The sequence below is a fragment of the Actinosynnema sp. NPDC037264 genome, assembly GCF_055603705.1.
The window spans coordinates 65,411-91,168 of the sequence record NZ_JBVJVK010000014.1 but is presented as its reverse complement, the minus strand read 5'-3'; the positions used below and the strand labels follow the sequence as shown (position 1 = coordinate 91,168).

Genomic DNA, 25,758 nt, shown 5'->3' with positions numbered 1-25,758 from the left:
CCCGGCTCAGCGGACGCCGCTCATCAGCTTGCGGATGTGAGGACTGGCCACCGCGAGCACGACACCCAACACCACCGCCGTGCCGCCCACGAACGCGAAATACGGAGCCTCGTCGTCCACGCTGTAGTACTTGGCCAGCGAACCCGCCGTGGCGGTGCCGAGCGCGATCGACAGGAAGTTCAACGCCACCATCTGCGTGCGGAACGCGGCGGGTGCGAGCTTGGTCGACAACGACAGCCCGACCGGTGAGAGCAGGAGTTCCGCGACGCTGAACACCAGCAGGATGACGACCAGCGCGAGCAGTGGTGTCGTGTTGGCGGCGCCACCGGCCACCGGGAGGAACAGCAGGAACGCCACCCCCATCAACACCGTGCCGAGCGCGAACTTGACCGGCGAGGGCGGCTGCCGCGGGCCGAGCTTGGTCCACAGGGCCGCGAACACCCCGGCGAGCACGATGATGAAGATCGGGTTGATCGCCATCACCCACGACACCGGCATCTCCCAGCCGAAGAACGTGCGGTCCAGCCGCTGGTCGGCGTAGATCGCCACGACGGTGAACTGCTGCTGGAAGAGCGCGAAGAAGACGAAGCTGGCGAGGAACATCGGGATGAAGCCGACCACCCGCCTGCGTTCCACACCCGTGATCTTCTTGCTGGACAGGATGACCGCGAAGTAGGCCAGCGCCGCCACCAGGATCACCACGACCGCGGTGGTGGCGAGGTTGTCCGGCCGCACCACACCGGTCGCCACCAGCGCGACCACGGCGGCCACCACCGCGACGGCGCCCGCTGCCACCAACGGCCGGCGGCCGGCAGGCAGCGGGTTCGGCACGACGTTCACCCCCTCGGGGAGTTTCCGCCGGCCGAACGAGTACTGGGCGAGCCCGATCGCCATGCCGACGGCGGCCAGCCCGAAGCCGTAGTGGAAGCCCAGTTCCTCCTGGGCCAGGCCGGTCAGCAGCGGCCCGGTGAACGCACCGACGTTCACCCCGAGGTAGAACAGGGAGAACCCGGCGTCACGCCGTTCGTCGCCCTCGGCGTACAGCGAGCCGACGATGGCCGTCGCGTTGGCCTTCAGCCCTCCGCTGCCCAGCGCGACCGCGCACAGCCCTATTCCGACGCCGAGGAAACCGGGCACCAGGGCCAGGGCGACGTGTCCGAACATGATCAGGACCGCGCTGCCGAACAGGACGCGTTCGGATCCCACGAGGCGGTCGGCCACCCAGGCGCCGACGATCGTCGACAGGTACACCACCCCGCCGTAGGCGCCGACGATGCTCGTCGCCGTGGCCTCCGGCAGTCCCAACCCGCCCTCGACCACCGAGTAGTAGAGGTAGATGGTCAGGATGCCCTGCATCCCGTAGAACGAGAACCGCTCCCACATCTCCACGCCGAAGAGGTGCGCGAGGCTTCGCGGATGTCCGAAGAACCCCCGGTCCCCGGTCTGCCGTGACGCCACGCTCATCGCCTGCCCCTTCCTTCGCCGAGGTGGGCCTTGGGGCGCACTCGCGGTGCGCGCTGTCGCCGTGGTGGAGCGGCACCGCTCCCGTCCGAGCGTTCCCGGGTGACGAGGCGTTAAACGGCCGGGCGGACCTCGCAAGGCAACCGCAAGGTCGCCGCGGCACGTAAGGTCAGCGGGTCGGCGTGGCCGGGACCGGCGTCGTCGCGGTCGTCGACGAGGCAGGTGCGGGGGCCGTGGGGTCCGGACGTTGGGTGACGGTCGGCGTGTGCACGGGCGCCACCGTGGAGGTCGTGAGCGGTTGCGGCTCGTCCTGCGCGGTGACGCCGCAGGCGGTGAGGACGCCGCAGAGCGTGAGCACCGCGCACGCGGTCAGTCCGAGCGCGGGGGAGGTCTTCACCGGCGTGCCTCCGGGAGCTCCACGACGAAGCGGGCGCCGCCGCCGGGGCTGTCCTCGACCCACACCGCGCCGCCGTGCCGGTGGACGTGTTGGGCGACCAGGGCCAGGCCGAGGCCGCTGCCGGTGTCGGTGCCGCGGCTGCCCGCCCGCGTGCCGCGGTCGAAGCGGTGGAAGATGCGGTCGCGCAGCTCGGGCGGCACGCCCGGCCCGGTGTCGTCGACCTCCAGCCTGGCGCGGCCGCCGTGGGACCGGACCGCGACGCGCACCGCTCCACCGGCGTGGCGCTCGGCGTTGTCGAGCAGGTTGTTCACCACCCGGTCCAGGCGGCGGCGGTCACCGAGGACCCGGGGGCCGGGGGGTTCCGTCCGGACCGGGACCTCGGTGCCGGGACGGGACTCCAGCACGTTGTCGACCAACGACGCGAGGTCGATGAGCTCCAGGTCGGTGTCGTCGGCCTGCTGGTCGGCGCGGGAGATCTCCAGCAGGTCCACGACCGTGCGGGCGAACCGGTCGACCTCGGAGGTGAGCAGGTCCAGGGCGCGGCCTGCGGTGCCGGGGATCTCGGCGCGGCGGCGGCGGAGCACTTCGGCCGCGTTCACCATGGTGGTCAGGGGTGAGCGCAGCTCGTGGCTGACGTCGCCGGCGAAGCGGGCGTCGCGCAGCACCCGTTCCTCCAGCGCGTCGGCGGTGGAGTTGAACGTCGTGGCCAGGTGCGCCAGGTCGGGGTCGGTCTGGGTGGGCAGGCGCGCCTTGAGGTCGCCGCCCGCGATGCGGGACGCGGCCCTGGTCAGCTCGGTCAGCGGACGCAGGGCGCGGCCGCTGGCCCACGAGCCCAGCGCGACGCCCAGCAGCCCGCTGGCCACGGTTCCGGTGATCAGCAGGATGCTGAGGAAGCGGAAGGTGCTGTCCAGCTGCACCAGGGGCGCGAGTTCGACGTAGGCGGCGTCGGTGGAGCTGATCGGCAGGCTCACCGCCAGCACCGGGATGCCGTCGACGACGAGTCGTTGCGAGGCCGGTACGCCGCGGCGGCCCAGGTCGACCAGCTCCTCGGGCAGGACCTGCGGATCGATCTGCCGGCCGCTGGTGAGCACCTGACCCGACCGGTAGAGCAGGACGGTGGAGTCGGGGCCGGTGGTCAGGCCGGTCAGCAGCTCTTCGAGCGCGTCGGAGCCGGTGCGCAGGGCCTCGTCGACCAGCCGGACGTTGACCTCGGCCTGCCGGGTGGCGCTCTGCTCGCGCTGGCGCAGCATGTACCCCGAGGCCAGGTTCCACACCAGCACCGCCATCGCGCTGGTGAGCAGCAGCGAACCGGCGCCGAGGACCAGGGCGACCCGCCACCGCAACGACAGCCGGAGCATCAGAGGCCGGCCCGGTAGCCCACGCCGCGCACGGTGACGATCAGTTTCGGGTCGTCGGGGTCGTGCTCGACCTTGCGGCGCAGGCGACGGATGTGCACGTCCAGCAGCCGGGTGTCGCCGAAGTAGTCGTAGCCCCACACCCGCTGCAGCAGCTGCTCGCGGCTGACCACCCGGCCCTCCGCCGAGGCCAGTTCCACCAGCAGCCGGAACTCGGTGCGGGTCAGGTGCACCTCCGTGTTCGCCCGCAGCACCGTGCCGACCTCGGGCTGGACCTCCACGTCGCCCAGGCGCAGGACTTCGTCCTGTCGGCCGGTGCGGCGCAACAGGGCGCGCATGCGGGCGGCGAGCACGCTGGCCATCAACGGCTTGGTGACGTAGTCGTCGGCGCCGGCTTCGAGCCCGGCGATCACGTCGCTCGCGTCCGTGCGAGCGGTGACGATGATGATGGGCAGGTCGCCCTGGGAGCGCAGGGTTCGGCAGACCTCCAAGCCGTCCACGCCGGGCAGCATCAGGTCCAGCAGCACCACGTCGAACGTGGTGGTCCGCAACAGGTCCAGGGCGTCTTCGCCGGACACCGCGTCGGTGACGGCGAAGCCCTCGTCGTCGAGCGCGAGCCCCAGGGCCTGCCTGATGTGTTCGTCGTCCTCGACGAGCAGCACGGAGAGCGTCATGCCTCGATTGTCGGGTCAGGGCGGCCGGCCCGCCGCGTCGGATCGCGCCGCGGCGGCACTACGCAAGCCGATTGGAAGGTACGGCCCGGATCACCACGTGCGTGGTGCCCGGGTTCCTCTCAAGCCTGGGGGTACACGCCGAAGTGGATCCGGCCCGCCTGGCGCCTGCGCACGTCGAGCACCTTGCCCGACAGCGCCCGCGCGGCGCGGGGGTCGAGGAAGACGCGGGCGTCGTCGCGGACGACCACCACGTCGTCGACCGCCGGGTGCGGCTGGATGGACAACTCGAAATCGCGGTCGTCCGCGTGGTCGGCGCACGCGATCCGCAGTCCACCCTGACGTCCGACCCCGGTGGCCGCGGTCAGCTCGTCGATGGCCCGGGCGGCCGTGGTGTCGATGTCGATCACGATCTGTCGCCTCCGTCGCTCGGTGGTCCGGTCACCTCCGAGGCTAGGTTCCCGTTCCCGTGCTCGGACGGATCGGCGTTGCACCGCAAGGAGATCGTCAGCAAGTCACCCCGCAGCCGGCTGGATCGCAAGGTTGTCGTCAGGTTCACCTTGCGATTACCTGACGGTGGGGCACAGGTGTTGCGGCGCGTCGCCGGTGGGTAGCCGTCGAGTATGGACCGTCTGCGAGCCCTTGTTCTGCGAACCGTCGTCGCCGCGGCCGCGGTGGCGGTGGTGTCCTGCGGTGAGCCCCAGCGCCAGTTGGAGAGCGGCACGATCGGGTCCAACGGGCAGGTGGGCGACGTCGAGTTGCGCAACGTTGTGGTCGAACCTCCGCCGGAGCACCGCTGGCGGCCCGGTGACGACGCGACGGTCTGGTTGACGCTGCTCAGCCGTGCGGACCACACGGACGCCCTGGTGGCGGTGCGGAGCGATGCCGCGGCGCGGGTCGAACTGCACGCCGACCGGGACTGCGACGGGACGAGTGAGCCGGTGGACCGCATCGAGGTGCCCGCCGAGGGCGCGACGGCCGGCGCCGCCTCCGCCTACCACCTGCGGCTCGTCGACTTCACGAGGGAAGTGCTCGCCGGCACGACCGTGCCGCTGACGTTCGTGTTCGAGCGCGCCGGCGAGACGACGCTGGACGCGATGGTCGAGGCGACCGGTGACGGTGACCTGATGCCGCCGCCCGTCTGCGAGAGCTCACCGACCTCGGCTCCCGCCACCGCGACGGAGACCTCCACCCCTGCCCGCGCCGAGGTGACGCTGCGCGGTCGGGTGGAGGCGGGGGTGGAGGCCGGTTGCCTGGTCCTGGCGACGGAGACCGGGCAGTTCCTCCTGCTCGGCGCCGACCCGGAGGTGGTGCGAGCGGGTGCCGATGTCGTCGTGGAGGGCGTGGCGCAGCCCGGCCAGGCGACCACCTGCCAGCAGGGCACCCCGTTCGCCGTGCGGGACGCCCGCCCCGCGCCGCCGACCCGGTGAACCCAGGGGGAGACCCGCCGGGCGACCTCGTTCCCCGGCTCCACCGGACCACCACCTCCAGGGTCCACGGCCCGGTGGTCAGCCGGCCAGTTGGAGTCGGCGCTTGAGCAGGCGGCTCACGGGTGGCAGCGCGGCGGTGCGCAGCGGTAGGTCGCGCAGCCACAGCCGGAACGGGTCGGCGGGTGCGTAGAGCCCTTTGACGCGGCGGCCGAGCTTCTGCTTGCGGCGCACCTCCGGGCGCAGTTCGGCCTCCCAGCGTGCCAGGGCGGTGGTGATGTCGGGTTGTTGTTCCAGGGCGGTGCCGAGGAGGTCGGCGCCGCCGACGGCCAGTGAGGAGCCGTAGCCGGCGAAGAGGGTGACGCACCAGGCGGCGTCGCCGAGCAGCACGACCCGGCCGTCGCTCCACCGGTCGAGCACGACCTGGCTGAGGGTGTCGTAGTAGACGGAGTCGGCGGTGCGCAGGCGGGTGAGCAGGTCGGGCACGAGCCAGCCCAGGTCGCCGAAGACCTCCGGCAGCGTGGTGTGCGGTCCGGCGGCGAGGTCGCGGGCGACGTCGTCGGTGCGGAAGCCGAAGAACGCGGCGGCCCGGTCGTCGCCGAGGCTGATGACGGCGACGGTGCGGCCGCGCGAGGTGAGGCTGGCGGTGGCGCCCTCGGTGAGGAAGTCGGGTCGCCGGTCCATCATGAACACGCCGACCACGTGGCCGAGGTCGAGCAGGTGGTCGCGTTCGGGTCCGAACACCAGGGACCGGGTGTGGGAGTGCAGGCCGTCGGCCCCGACGAGCAGGTCGGCGGTCTCGGTCGAGCCGTCGCTGAGGGTCACCCCGACACCGCCCGGGTGCTGCTCGATCGCGGTGACGATGGTGGCGAAGCGGAGGTCGGCGTCGTCGCGCACCGCGCGGTAGAGGACGTCCTCGATGTCGCCGCGCAGGATGTTGAACGCACGCCTGCTGAGCAGCGCCCGCACGGTCTCACCCGGCACGGTGAACCTCGTCGAGCCGTCCGGTCGCACGTAGTGCATCTCGTCGGGGGTGATGTGGTGCTCGTCGAGTTCGGGCAGGATGCCCATGCGCTCGGCGGCGTCGTAGCCCAGCCCGCCGAACGTCACCGCGTAGCCGCTGGAGCGGCGGCCCGGCGTGCGCTCGACCACCACGGGCTCCCAGCCCGCTTGGCGCAGTCGCAACGCGGCGCTCAGGCCCGCGATGCCGGCGCCCACGATCACGGCTCGTCTGGTCATGTCGTCGATTCCCCCTGGGTGGTGAGACCCGCGGCGACGATGTCGACCAGCAGGTCGATGATCTCGGGACGGAGGGCGGGGTCGCCCAGCCGGTCGGCGAACATCGGCACCAGCAGGACGGTCTGCAGCACGCCGATGATCACGGCCGGGTCGACGTCCACCAGGTCGCCGGCGCGTCGGCGGTCGGCGACGAACTCCGACACGGCGGTCACCGGGTTGTCCGCCAACGCGGTGACCCGCGCCGGGTCGAGCTTGCCGGCGACCGCCCGCATCTCCTCCGGGTGGCTGGTCAGCCTGCTCCACAGCGGGTTGACGGCCAGCTCGTGCAGGGTGGCGTGCAGGAACCGGCGCAGGCCGTCGCGCGTGTCGGAGCCCGCGAGCAACGCCTCGTCCACGACCCGCCGCTTCACCTCGGCGGTCTGCCGGAGCATCAGCTCCAGGTACAGGGCCTCCTTGGAGTCGAAGAACAGGTAGAAGCTGCTCTTCGCCACCCCGGTGGGCGCCATCAGCTCGTCCAACGTGGTCTTGCGCAGGCCGACCGTCGTGAACAGCCGGTGTCCGGTGTCCAGCAACAGCGCCGTGATCCGGGCCTTCTCCTCGGACGAGAGCGCGGGCGGCATCGGACCCCTTCCACGGTGGCGATCGCCTGCCGACCGCTGCGACTATAAAAACAGATTGGAAATTTGGTTTCAAGTGCAGCTGCCCGCGTGGGCGTCCGGGCTCGCGGCGGCGGAGGTGCTGCCGCACGTGAGGTCAGTCCTCGAAGTCCAACTTCGCCCACACGGTGGTGGTCCCGTCCCGGGAGAGCACTCCCCACCGGCTCGACAGCGCGTCGACCAGCAGCAGCCCCGCCGACCGCCGCCACCGCGAGGCCCGGTCGCGGGCGCGGTCGTGCACGGTGACCAGCATCGTCTCGCCGAACTCGTCGAGGTCGAGCTCCAGGACGTAGGGCGCCGAGCCGTGGTTCACCGCGTTGTCGAACAGCTCGCCCGCGACCACGCCCACGAGCACGACGTCTTCCGGGGGCCAGCCGTCCAAGCGCTCCTGGAGCCACCGCGCCACTTCCACCGGCGACATCGAGTCGTCGTCCCGGACCACCAGGACGACCGCGCCGTCACCGACCTCCACCCGACGATCCTCCCACTACGCCCCGACGTGGACCTGACGAGAACCTTGCGATCCGCCGGTCAGGACTCGTCGATCACCGAGCGCAGGAACTGCCGGGTGCGCTCCTGCTTCGGCGCGTCGAACAGCTCGTCCGGTGACGCGGACTCGATGATCCGGCCCTCGTTGAACATCAGCACGCGGTCGGACACGTCGCGGGCGAACTTCATGGCGTGGGTCACGCACAGCATGGTCACGTCGAACGTCCGCGCGACGTCACGCAGCACGTCGAGGACCTCGGCGGCCAGTTCGGGGTCGAGCGCGGAGGTCACCTCGTCCAGCAGCAGCACGTCCGGCCGCATGGCCAGGGCGCGGGCGATCGCGACCCGTTGCTGCTGGCCGCCCGACAGCTGCGACGGGTAGGCGTCGAGCTTGCCCGCCAGCCCGACCACGTCCAGCAACTCGCGGGCGCGTTCCTCCGCTTCCTCCGCGGGAAGCCCGAGGACGTGCACCGGAGCCTCGGTCACGTTGCGCAGCACCCGCATGTTGGGGAACAGGTTGTACTGCTGGAACACCATCGTGGTGTGCCGGCGCATCGCCCGCAGGTGCCGTTCGCCCGCGGGGACGAGGGTGTCGCCGCGCCGCTCGTGGAACAGCGGCTCACCGGCGAGGGTGATCGTGCCGCTGTCGGGGCGGGTGAGGGTCATCAGCATCCGCAGGATCGTCGTCTTCCCCGACCCGCTCGGCCCGATCAGCGTGACCCTCTCGCCCGCGCGGACGCCGAAGGACAGGTCGTCGAGCACGACGGCGTCGGCGAAGCGCTTGCCGACCCGGTCGAACGTGATCAGCTCCGCGGTCATGCGAGTTCCCTTCGGTACCGGCGTTCCAGGACCCGCACCGGCCACGCGATGAGCAGCGCGGTGACGAGGTACAGCAGCCCGGCGACGGTGATCAGCTCGAGGTACTGGAAGTTCTGGGAGCCGACCGCCTTCACCACGCTGAGCACCTCGGCGATGGTGATGACGGTGAGCTGCGGTGTGTCCTTGAACAACGCGATGGCGTAGTTGCCGAGCGCGGGCACCACCCTGGGCACGGCCTGCGGCAGCACGACCCTGGTCCAGGTGCGACCACGTGACAGGCTCAGCGCCTTCGCCGCCTCCCACTGGCCGACGGGCACACCGTCGATCCCCGCGCGGTAGACCTCCGAGGTGTAGGCGGCGTAGTGCAGGCCGAGGCCGATCGCGCCGGTCGCCATCGCGGACAGCTCGACGCCGATCGTGGGCAGCACGAAGAACAGGAAGAACAACTGCACCAGCAACGGCGTGGAGCGGACGAACTCCACGAAGAACCCGACCGGGAGCCGGACCCAGCGCAAGGTGCTGCGGCGCAGCAAGGCGAACGCGAGCCCGAGCACCAGCGCGATCACGTAGCCGAACGCGGCGGCCTGGAGCGCGGTCGCCAGGCCGCGCAGCAAGGGCGGCACCGCGTCCCACGCGGCCTGCCAGTCGAACGTCATCGCGCCCCCTCGGCGGCCGGGGGGCCGACGTGCGGCCCGCGGTGAGCGGTGGTTCGGCCCAACGAGTCGGCCGCACGTCGTTCGACCAGCTTCACCAGCCGGGTGAGCACCAGCGCGATGACGCCGTAGCCGACGAGCAGGCCACCGAACGTGGCCGCGGTGTCACCGGTGGCGGCACGCACGATCTGCCCCTGGAACGTCAGGTCTTGGAGGTAGACCAGCGACACCAGCGCGGTGGCCTTGAGCAGCTCGACCAGCAGGTTGCCCAACGGCGGCACCATCGCCACCAGCGCCTGCGGCAGGACCACCAGCCGCATCCGCTGCCACGGCGTGAAGTTGAGCGCCGTGGCGGCTTCGAGCTGCGCGGCGGGCACGGAGAGGACCGCGCCGCGCACGACCTCCGCCCCGTACGCGCCGATGTTGAGCGACAACGCCAGCACCCCGGCGAACAGCGGCTCCAGCTGCAGGCCGAGGCCGGGCAGGGCGAACACGAGCCAGAACAGCACGACCAGCGCCGGCAGCCCGCGGAAGCCCTCGGTGTAGGCCAGGGCCGCACCGCGCACCAGGCGGTTGGCCGACAGCCGGCCGAGCCCGGCGGCGAACGCGAACACCAGACCGAGCACCGCCGCGAACAGCGTCAGCTCCAGGGTGACGAGCAGCCCGTCGAGCAGGCGCAGCCACAAACCCGTGGACATGGGGTGACCCTTCCCCTCAGGCCCGGTCGGGCCGGCACAGCCGGTCCGCGGTGAGGTCGGTCATCTCGGACTCGGTGAACCCGAACGGCCGGACGATCTCCAGCAGCTCGCCGCTGCGCTTGAGCCCGTGCAGCTCGGCGTTGAACGAGTCGCGCAGCCGCCGCTGGTCCGGGCGGAAGCCGAACCCTCCCGCGCCGTACTGCTCGACGCCGTCGAGCACCGGCACGAACGGCTCGGTCAGCTCGACCTCCGCGTCCGGCCGGCGGGCCATCGCGTCGCGCAGCGAGATCGCGGTGAGCAGGAAGCCGTCCGCGCGACCGGCCAGCAGGCCGTCGATCCCGCCGGCCTGGGTGGCGAAGGTCACCGTCCGGTCGGCGGGCACGCCGTACCCGGCCGCGATGTCGACCTCGAAGCTCCCGAGCAGCACCCCGAGCTTCGCCGTGCCGTCCCGGACGAAGTCCTCGAGCGCGGTGAACCGCCCGACGTCGCCGCGCCGCACCAGGACGGCCTCGGGCGCGTTGTAGTCCGGGTCGGAGAACAGGATCTGCTCGCACCGGGGCGGGGTGATGAACATGCCCGCGGCGATGACGTCGAACAGCCCGGCGCGCAGGCCGGGGATGAGCGCGCCGAAGTCCGACAGGGCTGGCACGAAGTTGTGCACGCCGAGCCTGCGGAAGACGGCCTTGGCGACCTCGGGCGCCTCCCCGGTGAGCTCACCGCGGCGGTCGACGTAGCCGTACGGGGCCTCGTTGGCGAAGCCCACGCGCACCTCGCCCGTGGCGCGCAGGCGCTCCAGCAGGTTCCCGCCGTCGCGCTGGGCGGACAGGTCGACGGTGCTGCAACCGGTCGCGGCGAGCCCGGCCCCGATACCGGCCACCAGGAACAGGCGGCGGGACAAGTGTGATGAGAACACGAAGTGGGATTCCCAACTTCGACGACAGGACGGTCCACCGCTCCGCGACGCGGCGGGCGGACTCGGCGACCCTAGAGAAGTCACCGGCAAAGCGTCAACACCGAGCGGGTGACTTTTGTGGAATAACTGGAGAAAACCTTTGTCGCGCAGAGAGAAAGTCTCTCCTCATGCGACGAGTCCAAAGTGGACTACGAACCTTGCGGTCTCCTGACAGGTGTCACGAGCGGCGCCCGCGCCGCCGGGGCGGCTGTTACGTTCCGGCAGCATGTTCGCCGAACCGAGGAGAGAACGCGGCGTGCTCGAGTCCGACGCCGTGCCACCGGTCTCGACGGGGAGACCCACGCTTGACGACGCGGGTGCGCTGTGGCGGCTGGCCGCCGACACCGGGGTGCTGGACGTCAACTCCTCGTACGCCTACCTGCTGTGGACCAGGGACTTCGCGGCCACGTCGGTGGTGGCGCGGGTGAGTGGCGAGGTCGTCGGCTTCGTCACCGGCTACGCCCGCCCGGACGCGCCGGGGACGCTGTTCGTCTGGCAGGTCGGCGTGGCCGAACGGCACCGGGGGCGCGGCGTCGCGCGGACGATGCTGGAGGACCTGGTCGGTCGTGGCCCGCGGTTCGTCGAGACGACGGTCACGGCGACCAACGCGGCATCCATCCGGCTGTTCGCCGGGTTGGCGCGCGACCACGGCGTCGGGCACACCCGTGAGCCGCTGTTCACCGCGGACCTGTTCCCCGAGCCGCACGAAGCCGAAGAACTGCACCGCCTCGGGCCGTGGCCGGGGTCGTCCCGCACTCGAACACCAGGAGAGACGTGAGCATCTTCGCCAGCCTCGAATCCGAGGTCCGCAGTTACTGCCGCAAGTGGCCGGTGGTGTTCGACCGCGCGCTCGGCGCGCACCTCTACGACGAGGACGGCAGCGGTTACCTGGACTTCTTCGCGGGCGCGGGCGCGCTCAACTACGGGCACAACAACCCGGTCCTCAAGAAGGCGCTGCTCGACTACCTGGCCGAGGACCGGATCACCCACTCGTTGGACATGCACACGGCCGCCAAACGCGACTTCCTGGAGGCGTTCGACGAGGTGGTGCTCCAGCCGCGCGGGCTGGCGTACAAGATCCAGTTCCCCGGTCCCACGGGCACCAACGCGGTGGAGTCGGCCCTCAAGCTGGCCCGCAAGGTCACCGGCCGCGAGTCGGTGATCAGCTTCACCAACGCCTTCCACGGGATGACGCTCGGCGCGCTGTCGGTCAGCGGTGATTCGATGAAGCGCGGGGGTGCGGGCATCCCGCTGGTGCACGCGACGCCCATGCCCTACGACAACTACTTCGAGGGGCAGTTCCCCGACTTCCTGTACTTCGAGCGGTTGTTGAGCGACGCGGGCAGCGGGCTCAACGCGCCCGCCGCGGTGATCGTGGAGACCGTGCAGGGCGAGGGCGGCATCAACGCGGCGCGATTCGACTGGCTCGCCGGTCTCGCGGAGCTGTGCCGCACGCACGGGATCCTGTTGATCGTGGACGACGTGCAGATGGGCTGCGGCCGGACCGGCCCGTTCTTCAGCTTCGAGGGCGCCGGGATCGTGCCCGACATCGTCTGCCTGTCCAAGTCGATCGGCGGGTTCGGGCTGCCGATGGCGCTCACCCTGGTGCGCCCGGACCTGGACGTGTGGGAGCCCGGCGAGCACAACGGCACGTTCCGGGGCAACAACCCGGCGTTCGTCACCGCCACCGCGGCGCTGCGCGAGTACTGGGCCGACGACACGCTGGAGAAGAGCACCAAGGCCAGGGGAGAGCAGGCCGAACGGGTGCTGCGGGACATCGTCGCCGCGGTGCCCGGCAGCTCCGCGAAGGGGCGGGGGCTCGCGCGCGGCCTGGCGTTCGAGGAGACCGGGCTGGCCGGTCGGGTGGCGGCCGCGGCGTTCCGGCGCGGCCTGCTGGTGGAGACCTCGGGCCCGGACGACGAGGTGGTCAAGCTGATGCCGCCGCTCACCATCGCCGACGACGAGTTCGAACGAGGGCTGGCCGTGCTCGCCGACTCCGTGCGGGAGTGCGTCACCGCGGGAGGGCTCTCGTGATCGTGCGCTCCCTGCACGACCTCGACGGCACCGACCGCGACGTCGTCACGCCCAACTGGCGCAGCAAGCGCATCATCCTGGCCGGTGACCGGGTCGGGTTCTCGCTGCACGAGACGGTGCTGAAAGCGGGCACCGTCAACGACTTCTGGTACGCCAACCACGTCGAGGCGGTGCTGTGCGTGGAAGGCACCGGTGAACTGCTCGACAAGGAGACCGGCGAAGTCCACGTGCTGCGGCCCGGCACGCTCTACCTGCTCGACGGGCACGAGCGCCACCAAGTGCGCCCGGCCACCGACATCCGCGCGATCTGCGTGTTCAACCCGCCGGTCACCGGGCGGGAAGTGCACGACGAACGCGGCGTGTACCCCCTGATCCGCCTTGCCGAACCGGGGAACGGCGACGACCCGGCGAACCCGCCGTCCGATGAGGAGACCTACGCGTGACCGCGACCACCACCGCAGACCGGTACCCGACCCGCACGGCGGTCGAGGCGGAGCCGATCGCCCGGACCGAGCCCGTCGTCTGGGGCGGGGACGCCTCCGGGCCGCTCGACGCCGAGACCGTGGCAGGCTACGACGCCAAGGGCTTCCTCACCGTCGAAGGACTGCTGAGCCCCGACGAGGTCGCCGTGTTCCGCGACACCGTGGGCCGGCTGCGCACCGACCCCGTCGTGCGCGCCGACGAGCGCACCGTGGTGGAGAAGCAGTCCGACGACGTCCGCTCCATCTTCGAGGTGCACCGGATCAGCGAACTGGTCGCCCGGCTCGCCGCCGACCCCCGGCTGCTCGACCGGGCCCGCCAGATCCTCGGCTCGGACGTCTACGTGCACCAGAGCCGGGTCAACTTCATGCCCGGCTTCACCGGCAAGGGCTTCTACTGGCACTCCGACTTCGAGACCTGGCACGCCGAGGACGGCATGCCGCTGATGCGCGCGGTGAGCGCGTCGATCGCGCTGACCGACAACTACCCGTTCAACGGCGGGCTGATGCTGATGCCCGGCGCGCACCGCACCTTCGTGCCGTGCGCCGGCGCGACACCCGACGACCACTACCGGTCGTCGTTGAAGGAGCAGGAGATCGGCGTGCCGAGCCGGGCGAACCTCACCGCGCTGGCCGACGCGCACGGCATCGAGCAGTTCACCGGCCCGGCCGGGTCGGCGTTGCTGTTCGACTCCAACAGCATGCACGGCTCGGGCAGCAACATCACCCCGTTCCCGCGCTCGAACATCTTCCTGGTGTTCAACAGCGTCGAGAACGCCCTGGTCGATCCCTTCGCCGCGAGCCGGCCGCGGCCGGACTTCGTCGCCTCGCGCAACTTCACCCCGCTGGGCTGACCCCGAACGTCAGGTGTTCGTCAGCTCCGAACGGTCGGCTCTGGGGCATCATGGTGTGGCGACTCGCGGAGGGCGGTAACCGCCGCGAGTCGACCACACTTCTCCCGAGGAGACGCTCGCCTAACGTCCCGAGGCCAAGGCGGCGAACGCCTCGTCGACCAGTGAGCGGAGGTCGTCGGCGCCCTCGCCCTCCACCCACGCGGTCAGGGCGGTCGTCAGGGCCGCCGTGGCCGCCGCCGCGATCACGCGCAGCCGCAGGTCGACCACCTGCCCCTCGCGGTCGGCGAGCGCTCCGGCGAGCAGGTCGGCGGTGGCGGCGGTGTTGCGCCACTGCCCGGCGCGCAGGGCGGGGGTGGTGACGATCAGCCTGGTCCGGGCGTAGACGGCGTCCCGGTCGGTGTCGAGCACCGCGTCCAGCCCGGCGCGCAGGGCCGCGCGCAGCGCTTCCAGAGGACCCTCTCCGGCGGGCCGGCCGCGGACCAGTTCGGCGATGAACGGGTCGTAGTCGTCGTCCTCGACCACGGCTTCCTTGGTGGGGAAGTAGCGGAAGAACGTCATGTGCGACACGCCCGCGGCAGCGGCGATCTCCTCGACCGTCGTCTGCTCGTAGCCCTGGGCCAGGAACAGCCGCAGCGCGTGCTCCTGGATCGCGCGACGGGTGCGTGCCTTGCGTTGCGCGCGCAGCCCGCCCGCGGGCCCGCCCTCTCCTGTGGTCACCGGTCAAGCATGACCGCCAAGGCCCGGCGCAACGCGTCGGGCTCCGACTCGCCGCGCCAAGCCAGGTGGCCGTCCGGTCGCACCAGGAGCGCCTCGCCGTCGCGGCGCACGTGCCGGACTTCGCCGAGCGCGTCGCGGGCGACCGCGGCGAAGCCGTCGTCGCGCGGTGAGGCGAGGGTCCAGCCGAACCCGCTGCCCACCGCGAACTCCGGCACCCGGTCACCGACCTGGGGGCGCCGGCCGAACGGCGACCGGGCGTAGCTCGTCCTCAGCTGCGACGCCCGTTCCCAGATCGCCTTCTCCACCGGCGGGAGGGACATCAGGGGGAACAGCACGCGGTCGCGCACCAGCCGGGCCACCGGGGACTCGCCCAGCACGAGCCCGGTGAGGCCGCTGGTGGCGCCGAGCACCTCCTCGGCCACGGGGCGGCGCTCGGTCTGGTAGCCGTCCAGCAGCCGGTCGCCCGCGCGGCCCGCGACCACCAGCGCCAGCCGCCACGCCAGGTTCTCGGCGTCACCCAGGCCCGTGTTCATGCCCTGACCGCCGAACGGGCTGTGGATGTGCGCGGCGTCGCCGGCCAGCAGCACCCGACCGCGCCGGTAGGTCTCGGCCAGGCGCCGGTGGATGCGGAACACCGACGCCCACACCCACCCGCTCCCGGCCTCGACGCGCACCCCGGCGTGCCGCAGCGCGGCACGGGTCAGGAACTCCGGGACGTCCTCGACCGACGTGCCCGGTGCCGGCGCCATGAACCGCCACACGCCGCCGGGCAGGGGGAACGCGGAGAACATCTCGCCACCACGCACCCACACCCCCACCGCGTCCCGGGGCAGCGGCAACTCCGCCCGCACGTCGCCCAGCACGAAGCCCTCGACGAGCGGGACACCGGGGAAGCCGATGCCGGCCGCCTTGCGGACCGCGCTGTGCGCGCCGTCGCAACCGACCACCCAGTCCGCCGACGCCGGGCCCCGCGCCGTGGACAGCACCGCTCCGCGCTCGTCCTGGGCGAGGCCGGTGACCGCGGCGCCCCACTCCACGTCGACGCCCAGGTCCGCCAGCCGCGCCCGCAACCCGGCCTCCACCTCCGCCTGGGACACGAGCAGGCCGGGGCGCCGGACCAGCGCCGTGGGCCGGCCGACCCGCAGCTCGCCCGACCGCCGACCCCCGACGTGTACCACCACCCGGCGGATGCCGACCGACCGTGCCGGCAGGTCGCCCAACGCGCCGATCCGCTCCAGCACCTCGCTGCCGCGCGGCTGCAACCCCAGTGCGCGGGAGGTGGTCGCCGGCCCTGGCGCCGCGTCCACCACCCGCACCCGCACGCCTCGCAGGCGCAGCGCGCACGCCGCTGCCAGACCGGTGGGACCCGCGCCGACCACTATGACCACGCGTCATAGTGTTAGCCACTAACAAGAGTTAGTCAATAACATTTTGTTGGTGGACGTCCGGGATGCCGTCGCGGTCCTCGTCCCGGGTCTCCTCCTCGTGGATGCGCCGGTAGACGCGGTTGCGCACCCGCAGGATCACCGTGGCGACCAGCGCGGAAAGCAGGGACCCGAGCAGGATGCCGATCTTGGCGTCGTCGTAGGGCCTGCTGCCCTCGCCGAACGCCAGCTCGCCCACCAGCAGCGACACGGTGAACCCGATACCGCCCAGCACCGCCAGGCCCACCACGTCCACCCACGCCAGGTCGCCGTCCAGCTCGGCCCTGGTGAACCGGGAGACCAACCACGTGGCGGCCGTGATGCCCACCAGCTTGCCCAGAAGCAGACCGACCACCACGCCGATGGTGACCGTGTCCGACAGCGACGACACCAGGCCGTCGAGCCCGCCCAGGGACACCCCGGAGGCGAAGAAGGCGAACACCGGCACCGCGAACCCCGTCGAGAGGGGTCGCCAGCGGTGCTCGAAGTGCTCGGCCAGGCCGGGGCCCTCGCCCGCGCTGCGGCGGATCACCGGGACGGCGAAGCCCAGCAGCACGCCCGCCACGGTCGCGTGCACACCGGAGGCGTGCATGAAACCCCAGGTCAGCGCCGCGAGCGGGATCAGCACCCACCACGAGCGCACCCGCCGTTGCACCAGCACGGTGAACAGCGCCAGCGGCGCGGCGGTCGCCAGCAGCGGCGCCACGGCCAGGTCGTCGGTGTAGAACACGGCGATGATCACGATCGCGATCAGGTCGTCCACCACGGCGAGGGTGAGCAGGAACGTCCGCAGCGCCGCCGGCAGGCTCCGGCCGATCACGGCGAGCACGGCCAGCGCGAAGGCGATGTCGGTGGCCGTCGGGATCGCCCAGCCGGACGCGGCGTCCGGGTTGCCCAGGTTCACCAGCGTGTAGAACACGGCCGGCACCGCCACACCGCCGAACGCGGCGGCCACCGGCACCGCCGCCCGGCGCGGATCGCGCAGGTCACCGGCCACGAACTCGCGCTTGAGCTCCAGGCCCGCGACGAAGAAGAAGATCGCCAGCAGCCCGTCCGACGCCCAGTGCCCGACGCTCAGCTCGAGGTGCAGCGAGGCGATGCCGAACTCGAAGCCGCGCAACGCCTCGTACGCGGGAGCCCAGGGCGAGTTCGCCCACACCAGCCCCAGCAGCGCGGCGACCAGCATGATCACCCCGCCGACGGTCTCGAGTCGGAGGATGTCGGCGATCCGCTTGGCCTCGGGCCAGGTGCCCCGGTCGAACAGCTTGGTCGTGGCGCGCGGCACGGGCGGCTCCTGAGAGGTCGGTGGAACACGTCGCCGACCAGACTTCCCGGCACACCATGCCCGCGAACGGACAACACCCCGACCGTACCCGGTGACCACCACCTTCGCGGGAACGCGATGATCACATCGCCGTGAACGACCGGCATCGCCGATCATCCGGGACGGCGCGGTCCTCGGTCATGGAGTCGGTGGGTGGGCGCACCACCAGGACCGGCGCGGCGTCGGGGACGGCGTGCCACTGCCTTCGGGGATCAGCGCGAAGCCGGCCGTGACCGGCGGGAGGCGTCGAGCGTCACAGCCCTCGCCTCCCGCGTTCCTCCCGCAGTCGACAGCAGGTCGCCGAAGTGCTCGAAGGTCTCCGCAGTAACCCGGTCCAGCTTGGCCAGGGTCGACCGGCCGCGAACGCGGCTAGGTCCGCCAGGGCCGGTCTCGGCGGCCCACGGCCCTGGCATGCCGTGGTGCCGGGCACGAGCAGGGTCGCGGATTCCGGTCACCGCACGTCGCTTCGGACGCTGTTCGACGAGCCGGGCGTGACGTCCGGTCCCGCGGCCGCAACGCCGCGGGACCGGACGGTCTCCTTACCTGACGCCCGCCGGCTCGGCCACGACCAGGTCGTCGGCGTTGGTGACGGAGATGCCGGCGCCGGTGAACGTGTCGGCCACGTGGTACGTGCCGGGCGCGCGCACCAACAACGACATCCGCCACGTGCGCTCCGAGCCGGCGTCCACCGCCGCGTCGGACGTGACGACACCGGTCAGGGCGCCGCCGTCACGGGCCAGCGCCACGCGTTGCCACGTCGTCCCGACCTTGAGCCGCAGCACGACGTCGCTCGGTGCCAGGCTCCGGTCAGCCGCGACGCGCACCGTCCAGGACATGGGCCCGGAGCCGGCGGTGCCGCTGTTGACCGCGCGCACGTCGTACTGCGTGTGCGCACCCGGCACGAACGTCCCGCGCGTGTCCGTCACCGACACCACGGCCACCGGTTCCGGCCCGACGCGCAGCCGCGACTCGGCGGTGAGGTCACCGGAGTAGCCGCCGGTGTCCACGTCCAGCGCCAACCGGTACGCCCCGTCAGGGGTGCCCGGTTCGAGCGTGAACGCGTAGGGCCGCGCGTTCCAGTTGATCGAACCGGCCCGCAGGGGCGTGCCGTCCGGGGCGAACAGGCGCAGCACCGGCTTCAGCTCGTTCGGCGCCGCCGCCCGGACCAGGCCCTCGACGTCTTCGAGCGCCGCGCGCTCCGGCAGGCTCAGGAACGGCCGCACGGCGGAGGCCATCACCGTCGCGAACGGCACACCGTGCGCGTCGGTCACCGACCAGTCCGCGGTGGCCTTGCCGTCGGCGCCGACCACGACGTCGCCGAGCGAGACCTTCGCCGCGCCGCCGAAGGCGAACGTGACGTCGTACGGGGCGGTCCAGTCGAGCCCGGTGACCTTCGTGCTCGGCAGGAACCAGTCCTGCTCGAGGTGCCGCACCGAGTGCACGGTGACGGCCTCGTACCGGTCCAGCGTCGCCACCAGGGTGCCCGGTTCGTAGCGGTACCCGTGAGGCGCGGTGCCCGACGGGCGCAGGAACACCGAACCGGTGTGCCGCGCGTCGGCGGCGTCGAGCGCGATGTCCGTCCGCACGGCGAAGTTCTCACCTATGGCGGACGTCCGCGTGCCACCCGCGAGCACCCGCGGCGCGAACGAGATCACGTCGTCGTCGATCACGGTGATCTCGCGGTGCAGCAGGTAGGCGTCGCCGCCGCCCTCGGGCGTCGGCTTGCGCACGACGAGCGTGTACCGGCCCACCGGGTCCGGGATCTCGAACGACAGCTTGCCCGCGCCGTCGGTCTTGCCGAGCCCGCGGACCTGGCCGCCGGCGATCAGCTCGACGACCGCGCCGGCCAGGGGGCCGACCGCGGCCGCGCCGGGCGCGTCCACAGTGGACACCGCGAGGTCGACGCGCGGCGCGCGCACCCGGAACGAGCCGGTCAGGTGACCGACCTGCACCGTGAACGTGCCCAGCCGGTCGGGGTCGACCGTCCACGTGACGGTCTTGGACTGGCCGGCCGCCAGCTGCACCGGTGTGGTCGCCTCGACCACGCCGCCGACCTTGAGCGCCGCGCTGTAGGTGCCCGCCGCCGAACCGACGTTCTTGACCTGGACCGTCACCGTGACGTTCTCACTGGCCTTCACCAGGCCCGGCGACACCTTCAGGTCGTGCAGGGCGTAGTAGGGCTGCTTCGGGTCCGGCGCGGGCGAGGCCCAGTCGATCGCGTTGAGGAACACGTCGGTCGCCTCGGGCGACCAGTCGACGGGTCCGCGGGTCGCCGACACGCCGTGCAGCGACAGCAGCACGTGCCGGTTGGTGGCCCGCTGGTCGACGCCGATGCCGCCGCCCATCACGCCCTCCACCGTCCGGCCGAGGTTCGCGATGGTCTGCCTGCCCCCGCCGGAGTACCCGTCGAACCACGCCACCCACTTGGCCTGGGTGCTGTCGTCGAGCGGGATGCGGTCGCCCACGGCGAACCCGTCGAAGATCGGGTGCGCCGCGGTCACCTCGTAGTACGACTCGGCGGACGTGCCGCCACCCGTGTCGGAGCCGGTGGACACCGGCTGCCCGGTGTGCTTCGACAGCTGGCGGATGCCGTTGCCCGTGGTGTAGGCGTGGTCGGTGAAGATCACGCCGGTGCCGTTGGCGTCCGTCGCGTCCAGGAACGCCTGGAAGGCCGCCGCGTCGTAGTCCGCCGTCAGGGTCCCGTAGCCGAGCACGACGGTCGCGTGCTGCGCCGCCTTGTCCAGCTGGTCCCAGTTGTAGTAGGCGGTCTCCACCCCGCGTGGCGCGAACACGACGTCGCGGTACTGGTTCGCCCGCGTCTGCGAGCTGTCCACGATCGCCACCGTGCGCGGCGGCACGCCGAAGGCGAAGTCGGCGGTGCTCGCCTCGCCGGCGACGACGGTCACCTCGACCTCGCCCGGCGCCCGGAACGCCGGGTACGAGGCGGCGACCCGGTAGGTGCCCGCGGGCACCCCGTCGATCGTGTACCGGCCGTCGGCGCCGGTCACCGCGGACAGGTCGGCGGGCACGCCGGTCACCTCGACCGTGACGCCGGGTATCCCGGCCCCGGAGGCCTCGAGCTTGGCGACACCGGTCACCCGGCCGAAGGGCGCCGGGGTGAGCACGACGTCGACCGCGGCGAAGGAGTCCGGGGCGACCGTCGCCTGGACCGTGGTCTTGCCGAACCCGAACGCCTCGACGGTGACGGTGTAGTCACCCGGTTCGAGCCTGCTGGTGAAGGTGCCGTTCGCGAGGGTGGCGAGGGTGCGGCCGCCCGGCTCGATCCTGACCGTGGCGCCGGCGACCGGCGAGCCGGAGGCGGCGTTGGTGACCGTGCCCCGCAGGCCCGAGTCCAGCGCGACGAACCGCGTTGCCTCGTAGGCGTCGATGCGGCCCCTGCCGAACCGGGTGTCGGGTGGCGCGCCGGCGTACCGGTCGTCCCAGAACCCGGTGTCCGCCAACACGTCCACCACTTCGGACACGGGTAGGTCGCCGGCGGCCGACAGCATCAGCGCGACGGTGCCCGCGGTGTGCGGGGTGGCCATCGAGGTGCCGGACAGGGTCCGGTAGCCGCCGCCCGGCGAGGCCGAGTACACGTCGACGCCCGGCGCGGAGATGTCCGGCTTGACCCAGCTGCCCGGCCACTCGGCGGGCGGGTTGGTCCACTGGTCCTTGCGCACCACGGCGCCGCAGGAGAACGACGCGACGCTGTCGGAGCTGTCGGTGGCGCCGACGCCCACGGCTTCGAACACGTTGCCGGGGCTGGCCGTGCCGATCGTGCCGCAGTTGTTGCCGATGGCGAAGGCCGGGAACGAGCCGAGCGCGCGGATGGCGCGCGTCGGCTGGACCATCGCGGCCTGGAAGCCGTTGCCGCCCAACGACATGCTGACGATGTCCGCGGGTCGCCCGGCGGGGTTGCCCGCGGAGTCGACCGGCGCGATGGCCCACTGCATGCCGGCGGCGACCTGCGCGAACGAACCGCTGCCGCCGGGGATCACCAAGCCGTGCATCATCTCGGCGGCGGGTGCGACGCCGATCGCGGTGCCGGAGGTGGCGCCGCCGTGGATGGTGCCCGCCACGTGGGTGCCGTGGTAGGCGGAGTCGCGCGGCGCCGAGGCGACCCGGTTGCCCGACGCGTCGAACTCCATCCAGCCGCCGGGGTGCTTGGCGTCGGAGGGGTTGTCGGTCACCATCTTCCCGGCGAGGTCCGGGTGGGTGATGTCCACACCGGTGTCCAGCGTGGCGATGCGCACGCCACTGCCCTTGACGCCGAGCTCGTCCCACACCCGCGCCGCGCCGATCTTCTGCAGGCCCCAGGTGAGCTCGGCGGCCGGGGTGACGTCCGCGCTGCTCGTGACGGGTTCGGGCGCGAGCACCTCGAAGTTCGGGACGAGCTGCGTCACGCCGGGCACGGCGGCGAGCGAGTCGAGGGTGCCGGTGTCCGCGGGGAACTCGACCAGCATCATGTTCGTGAGCCAGAACCGGTTCACCACGGTCGCGGTCTCGCCGATGGCAGCGGCGACCTCCGCCTGGGTGTCGGCCGCGTGGTCGCGGAGGGTGGCGAGGAGCTCGTCGCGGTCGCCGGACAGGTCGGCGTTCGGGAGCATCAGCAACGCCTGCACGGGCTCGCCAGGGGTGGCCGCCCGGACCTCCGCGACGAGTTCGGGTGCGACGGTCGCGGGGGTGGCGTCCGGCGGTGGGGAGGTCGGGGACAGGGCGGCGAACAGACCGAGGGCGGTCACGATGGCCAGCCAGGGTCTCGCGGAACGTCTGAGCTTCGGCAGGGGCGAGTGGGGCATCCGGCGTCTCCTTGGTAAGATGTTTTTGCCCCTATGACCCTGGTTGAAATTTTCCGTCCGTCAAGGGATCGGTTGGCTCCACCGGTGGAGCCGAATGCCGCACGCGGCCGACCCGCCCGTTCTGCCGAGTGCGTGAAGAGCGCTTGACCCGCTTCTTTCGTCCTGGTGACGATAGGGCGGGAGTGGACGCCCGCGATCGCGCGTCCTCTCCGCAGTTCGGGTAGTCGAAGTGCCCCGGTCAGCCCTTCGACGGGGGTGAGCGGCTCCTGGCGCACGGATCGCGACCGCGATCGGCACCACGGCCTCACGGCGACACCTGCGGGCAGCGCCGTGAGGGAAGGAACTCGCCGATCGGTCGGGTCAGCTCAGCGCGGTCTGGCGGGTCGACGGCCGACCACACCGTTGGGCCGCTCGTTCCTCCATCAGGTTGATCAGCGGACGATAACAACCACCTGGCACGAGGCGGTCCGGTAACAACGAGACGTGGACGAGCTCCAGCCGGCGCGCTTCGACGCGTTCATCTCCTACAGCCACCGCAGCGACGGCGCCTTCGCCCTGGAGTTCCAGGAGCAGCTCGAGGTGTTCGCGCGGCGCAGTCGGCGGGACCGGCCGCTGCGCGTGTTCCGCGACGACGCGAACCTCGCCGCCGACCCGGACCTGTGGCAGGGCATCGAACGCGCGCTGTCCTCGTCGGAGTGGTTGTTGCTGCTGGCCTCACCGGACGCGGCGGAGTCGGTGTGGGTGGGCAAGGAGATCGAATGGTGGTTGGCGCACCGCTCGCCCGCGCGCATCCTCATCGGCCTCACCGCCGGGAACCTCGGCTGGGACGCTGAGACCGGCGACTTCCACTCGGCGAGCGACGCGGCCCACCCGGCCCTGCGCGGCGTGCTGCCCGCCGAACCGCGGTGGATCGACCTGCGTGGCCTGCGAGCGCTGCCCGAGCTCGACCGCGGTGACCCGCAGGTGCAGGACGTCATCGCGGAGTTCTCGGCCCCGCTGCGCGGCGTGGAGAAGGACGAGCTGGTCGGGACGCACGTGCGGTGGTTGCGGCGCGACCGGCGGCGGACCCGCGTCATCATCACCGTGCTGGTCGTGCTGCTCGTGCTCGCCTCCGCGACCAGTGTGGTCGCCTACGTGCAAGGGCAGCGCGCGAACGAGCAGGCACGGGTGTCGACCGCGCGGCTGCTCGCCGCCGCGGCGGTGGCGGCCTCGTCCACGAGCGCGTCACGCGCCCGGTTGCTGGCCGTCGAGGGCTATCGCCTCCACCGCGACCAGCAGACCGTCGCGGCCTTGTTCCAGACCGTGAACGACCACCCGGAGCTCGTCGGCCAGCACGAACTGACCTCGCCCGTCACAGCGCTCGTCGCCTCGCCGAGCGGCGCCGCGCTCGCCGGCACCGCGGACGGCCGGTTGGTGCGCTGGGACCCCGCCACGGGCGACAGCGCCGAGACGGACCTGGGCGACCGGCCGGTCACGGACGTCGCGGTGAGCGAGGACGGCGAGGTGGCCGTGGCCACGGACGACCAGCGCACGGTCCTCTGGCGGGTGGGCACGCAGCCCGTCGCGCTGCACCAGGAGCAACCCGGACAGGTGGCGGTGTCGCCGAAGGGGACGACGGCCGCCGTGCTCACCTCGCCGACGGCCGAGGCCCAGCGGCTTGCCACCTTCGACACGGCGACCACAGCCAGGCACGGTGACGTCGCGCTGTCGGCGCACCACTGGAACGGTCTCGGCTTTCCCACCGAGGACACCATCGCGGTGACCGGTGGTGCGGGCATCTGGCAGCGCCTCCGACTCGCCGACCTGGCCGTCACCATCAGCCAGGAGGAGTACCTGGCGCCTCCCAGCTGGGGCCTCTCCGCCACATCGGACGACGGCGCGTTCACGGGCTTCCTGGCGGGGTGGGCACTGGTCTACGACACCTCCACCGCGCAGATCGCGGAGCACGCCTCCAGCGCGGGGGGCTCGTACACCCCGGACGTGCTGGCCATCCGACGGGACGGCGAGCGGATCGCCTCCGCCGGCGGTGGGCAGTTGTGGGTGTCCGAGGTAGCCGCGCGCGACGACGATCGGGCCCAGCGGCAGCTGCGCGGCGCCGGCGGTGCCGACCACGTGGCGTTCGTCGGCGCCTCCGACCGGCTCGTCACGGCCAAGGGCGGCACGCTGTCGTTCTGGGACCCCGACCAGCAGTCCAGGCTGCGCTTGGACCACGGCACCCTGGAGGTGCCGGAGAGCCCGCGGTCCGGCACCGCCGCCCAGCTCGCCGTGTCACCGGACGGCCGACGTGCGCTGCTGGTCGGCGGGTACGGCGACGTGCTGCTGCACGACCTCGACGGCAGCTCGGCTTCGGGAACGTCCGTCGCCGGTCCCGCACCCGGTCCGGCGACGCACGAGGGGAGCAAGCCCGACGTCTTCCCCGCCTGGTTGCCCGACGGCACGCCCGCGTTGATCGAACAGGTCGGCTGCGGCCTGCACGCGATCCGCGGCAACCGCACCGAGAGGCTGCTGGAAGGCCAGGGCAACCGGGAGCGGGCCGCGCGGCTGACCCCCGACGGGCACCTGGTCTGCGTCAGCCAGTACGGCGGCGTGTCGGTGCGCCGCCTCAGCGACGCGATGTACGTCCGGAACGTGGAAACCGATCTCGACGCGACGGCGTCCGTCGACGGCCCGGCCGCCATCAGCGAGGGCGGGCGGTACGCGGCCTGGGCCGGCCGGCACGAAGACGGCGTCGTGCGGGTGACCGTGGCGGACACGCAGGAGGAGGAGATCGTGTCCGTGCTGCAGACCGACGCGCAAGCCGTCGACTACGCGGGCGACCGGCTGCTCGTGTCGCACGAGGACGGTTCGCTGGACATCCGAGACGCGACCGGGGCACGTCTGCTGCGAACGGTTCCCGGCGGCACCCCGTACGCGCGCCCGTTGAGCTGGGTGCCGGGCACGCCGTTCGTCGGCCGCATCCGCAACGACGGTGCCCTGGTCCTGATCGACCTCGACGCGGGCACGACGCTCGGTGAGCTGCGGCTGCCGACCAGCCGTGCCTCATCCGCCGTCGCACCCTGGGAGGCCACCGGGATCGTGGGCGTCGGCGCCACGGGCGAGCTGCTGACCGCGACGCCGCACAACACCGTGTCGCGGTGGGCGGTCAACGAGGCGTCGTGGCTCGACCTGGCCTGCCGATCCGCTGCCCGCGACCTGGCCGCGGAGGAGTGGCGCCAGGTGACCGACTACGACCTGCCCGCCGACCTCCGTTGCTGGCGGTGACGCTCAGCGCCGTTTCCCCGAGCCGTCCGCTCGACCAGCGCCACCATGA

The 25,758-nt window shown here is 72.2% G+C and carries 22 protein-coding genes; 6 read left to right on the top strand and 16 right to left on the bottom strand.

Annotated elements, in window-relative coordinates:
• Positions 1-6 precede the first annotated feature (6 nt).
• The 5 genes from ACZ7GX_RS18075 to ACZ7GX_RS18055 form a co-directional block, all read right to left on the bottom strand.
• Complete coding sequence (locus ACZ7GX_RS18075; RefSeq protein WP_498778020.1) at positions 7-1,464, bottom strand: peptide MFS transporter; 1,458 nt, start codon at positions 1,462-1,464, stop codon at positions 7-9.
• 166 nt (positions 1,465-1,630) lie between these two features.
• On the bottom strand, positions 1,631-1,858 hold the full coding sequence (locus ACZ7GX_RS18070) for a hypothetical protein (protein WP_498778018.1): 228 nt from the start codon (positions 1,856-1,858) through the stop codon (positions 1,631-1,633).
• Positions 1,855-3,216 carry a sensor histidine kinase gene (locus tag ACZ7GX_RS18065; protein ID WP_498778016.1) on the bottom strand — a complete coding sequence of 454 codons (1,362 nt, stop codon included), beginning with the start codon at positions 3,214-3,216 and terminating at the stop codon, positions 1,855-1,857. The genes ACZ7GX_RS18070 and ACZ7GX_RS18065 overlap by 4 nt, the downstream gene beginning before the upstream one ends.
• Positions 3,216-3,887 carry a winged helix-turn-helix domain-containing protein gene (locus ACZ7GX_RS18060; RefSeq protein ID WP_498778014.1) on the bottom strand — a complete coding sequence of 224 codons (672 nt, stop codon included), beginning with the start codon at positions 3,885-3,887 and terminating at the stop codon, positions 3,216-3,218. Before ACZ7GX_RS18060 ends, ACZ7GX_RS18065 begins: the two co-directional genes overlap by 1 nt.
• Before the next feature lie 119 nt (positions 3,888-4,006).
• Entirely contained in the window at positions 4,007-4,294 is a 288-nt protein-coding gene (locus ACZ7GX_RS18055; protein WP_498778012.1) for a hypothetical protein, read from the bottom strand.
• Positions 4,295-4,507: 213 nt separating this feature from the next.
• Between ACZ7GX_RS18055 and ACZ7GX_RS18050 the strand changes: the two genes are divergently transcribed.
• Positions 4,508-5,314 (top strand): copper chaperone PCu(A)C, encoded by an 807-nt coding sequence (locus tag ACZ7GX_RS18050; RefSeq protein WP_498778010.1) that lies wholly within the window; start codon positions 4,508-4,510, stop codon positions 5,312-5,314.
• 78 nt (positions 5,315-5,392) lie between these two features.
• Here ACZ7GX_RS18050 and ACZ7GX_RS18045 read toward each other — a convergent pair whose 3' ends face one another.
• The 7 genes from ACZ7GX_RS18045 to ehuB all read right to left on the bottom strand — a co-directional run bounded on the left by ACZ7GX_RS18045 (position 5,393) and on the right by ehuB (position 10,778).
• Positions 5,393-6,550: an FAD-dependent oxidoreductase gene (locus ACZ7GX_RS18045; RefSeq protein WP_498778007.1), complete on the bottom strand. Its 1,158-nt coding sequence runs from the start codon at positions 6,548-6,550 to the stop codon at positions 5,393-5,395.
• Entirely contained in the window at positions 6,547-7,170 is a 624-nt protein-coding gene (locus ACZ7GX_RS18040) for a TetR/AcrR family transcriptional regulator (protein WP_498778005.1), read from the bottom strand. Before ACZ7GX_RS18040 ends, ACZ7GX_RS18045 begins: the two co-directional genes overlap by 4 nt.
• A 133-nt stretch (positions 7,171-7,303) precedes the next feature.
• A complete protein-coding gene (locus ACZ7GX_RS18035; protein ID WP_498778002.1) occupies positions 7,304-7,678 on the bottom strand; it encodes an ATP-binding protein in 375 nt (124 codons plus the stop codon).
• A gap of 59 nt (positions 7,679-7,737) precedes the next feature.
• Entirely contained in the window at positions 7,738-8,502 is a 765-nt protein-coding gene (gene ehuA / locus ACZ7GX_RS18030; RefSeq protein WP_498778199.1) for an ectoine/hydroxyectoine ABC transporter ATP-binding protein EhuA, read from the bottom strand.
• A gap of 8 nt (positions 8,503-8,510) precedes the next feature.
• Positions 8,511-9,170 carry an ectoine/hydroxyectoine ABC transporter permease subunit EhuD gene (gene ehuD / locus ACZ7GX_RS18025; RefSeq protein WP_498777999.1) on the bottom strand — a complete coding sequence of 220 codons (660 nt, stop codon included), beginning with the start codon at positions 9,168-9,170 and terminating at the stop codon, positions 8,511-8,513.
• Entirely contained in the window at positions 9,167-9,865 is a 699-nt protein-coding gene (gene ehuC, locus ACZ7GX_RS18020; RefSeq protein ID WP_498777997.1) for an ectoine/hydroxyectoine ABC transporter permease subunit EhuC, read from the bottom strand. Before ehuC ends, ehuD begins: the two co-directional genes overlap by 4 nt.
• A 16-nt stretch (positions 9,866-9,881) precedes the next feature.
• On the bottom strand, positions 9,882-10,778 hold the full coding sequence (ehuB, locus tag ACZ7GX_RS18015; RefSeq protein WP_498777995.1) for an ectoine/hydroxyectoine ABC transporter substrate-binding protein EhuB: 897 nt from the start codon (positions 10,776-10,778) through the stop codon (positions 9,882-9,884).
• 265 nt (positions 10,779-11,043) lie between these two features.
• Here ehuB and ectA point away from each other — a divergent pair, with 265 nt between their 5' ends.
• From ectA to thpD, 4 genes are read left to right on the top strand one after another with little or no spacing between them, the layout of a single operon-like run.
• A complete protein-coding gene (ectA, locus tag ACZ7GX_RS18010; protein ID WP_498777993.1) occupies positions 11,044-11,595 on the top strand; it encodes a diaminobutyrate acetyltransferase in 552 nt (183 codons plus the stop codon).
• Positions 11,592-12,851: a diaminobutyrate--2-oxoglutarate transaminase gene (gene ectB, locus ACZ7GX_RS18005; protein WP_498777991.1), complete on the top strand. Its 1,260-nt coding sequence runs from the start codon at positions 11,592-11,594 to the stop codon at positions 12,849-12,851. Before ectA ends, ectB begins: the two co-directional genes overlap by 4 nt.
• Positions 12,848-13,294, top strand: coding sequence for an ectoine synthase (locus ACZ7GX_RS18000; protein WP_498777989.1), 447 nt, complete (start codon positions 12,848-12,850; stop codon positions 13,292-13,294). Before ectB ends, ACZ7GX_RS18000 begins: the two co-directional genes overlap by 4 nt.
• Positions 13,291-14,184: an ectoine hydroxylase gene (gene thpD / locus ACZ7GX_RS17995; protein WP_498777987.1), complete on the top strand. Its 894-nt coding sequence runs from the start codon at positions 13,291-13,293 to the stop codon at positions 14,182-14,184. Before ACZ7GX_RS18000 ends, thpD begins: the two co-directional genes overlap by 4 nt.
• 120 nt (positions 14,185-14,304) lie before the next feature.
• On the opposite strand, the gene ACZ7GX_RS17990 is transcribed toward thpD, so the two are convergent.
• From ACZ7GX_RS17990 to ACZ7GX_RS17975, 4 genes are all read right to left on the bottom strand, one after another.
• Positions 14,305-14,901, bottom strand: coding sequence for an acyl-CoA-like ligand-binding transcription factor (locus ACZ7GX_RS17990; protein ID WP_498777986.1), 597 nt, complete (start codon positions 14,899-14,901; stop codon positions 14,305-14,307).
• On the bottom strand, positions 14,898-16,289 hold the full coding sequence (locus tag ACZ7GX_RS17985) for an FAD-dependent oxidoreductase (protein WP_498777985.1): 1,392 nt from the start codon (positions 16,287-16,289) through the stop codon (positions 14,898-14,900). Before ACZ7GX_RS17985 ends, ACZ7GX_RS17990 begins: the two co-directional genes overlap by 4 nt.
• Before the next feature lie 28 nt (positions 16,290-16,317).
• Positions 16,318-17,610 carry a Na+/H+ antiporter NhaA gene (gene nhaA, locus ACZ7GX_RS17980; RefSeq protein ID WP_498777983.1) on the bottom strand — a complete coding sequence of 431 codons (1,293 nt, stop codon included), beginning with the start codon at positions 17,608-17,610 and terminating at the stop codon, positions 16,318-16,320.
• A gap of 578 nt (positions 17,611-18,188) precedes the next feature.
• Positions 18,189-22,448: a S8 family serine peptidase gene (locus tag ACZ7GX_RS17975; protein ID WP_498777981.1), complete on the bottom strand. Its 4,260-nt coding sequence runs from the start codon at positions 22,446-22,448 to the stop codon at positions 18,189-18,191.
• 483 nt (positions 22,449-22,931) lie between these two features.
• On the opposite strand from ACZ7GX_RS17975, the gene ACZ7GX_RS17970 reads away from it, so the two are divergent.
• Entirely contained in the window at positions 22,932-25,709 is a 2,778-nt protein-coding gene (locus ACZ7GX_RS17970; RefSeq protein WP_498777979.1) for a WD40 repeat domain-containing protein, read from the top strand.
• The last annotated feature ends 49 nt before the right edge of the window (positions 25,710-25,758 follow it).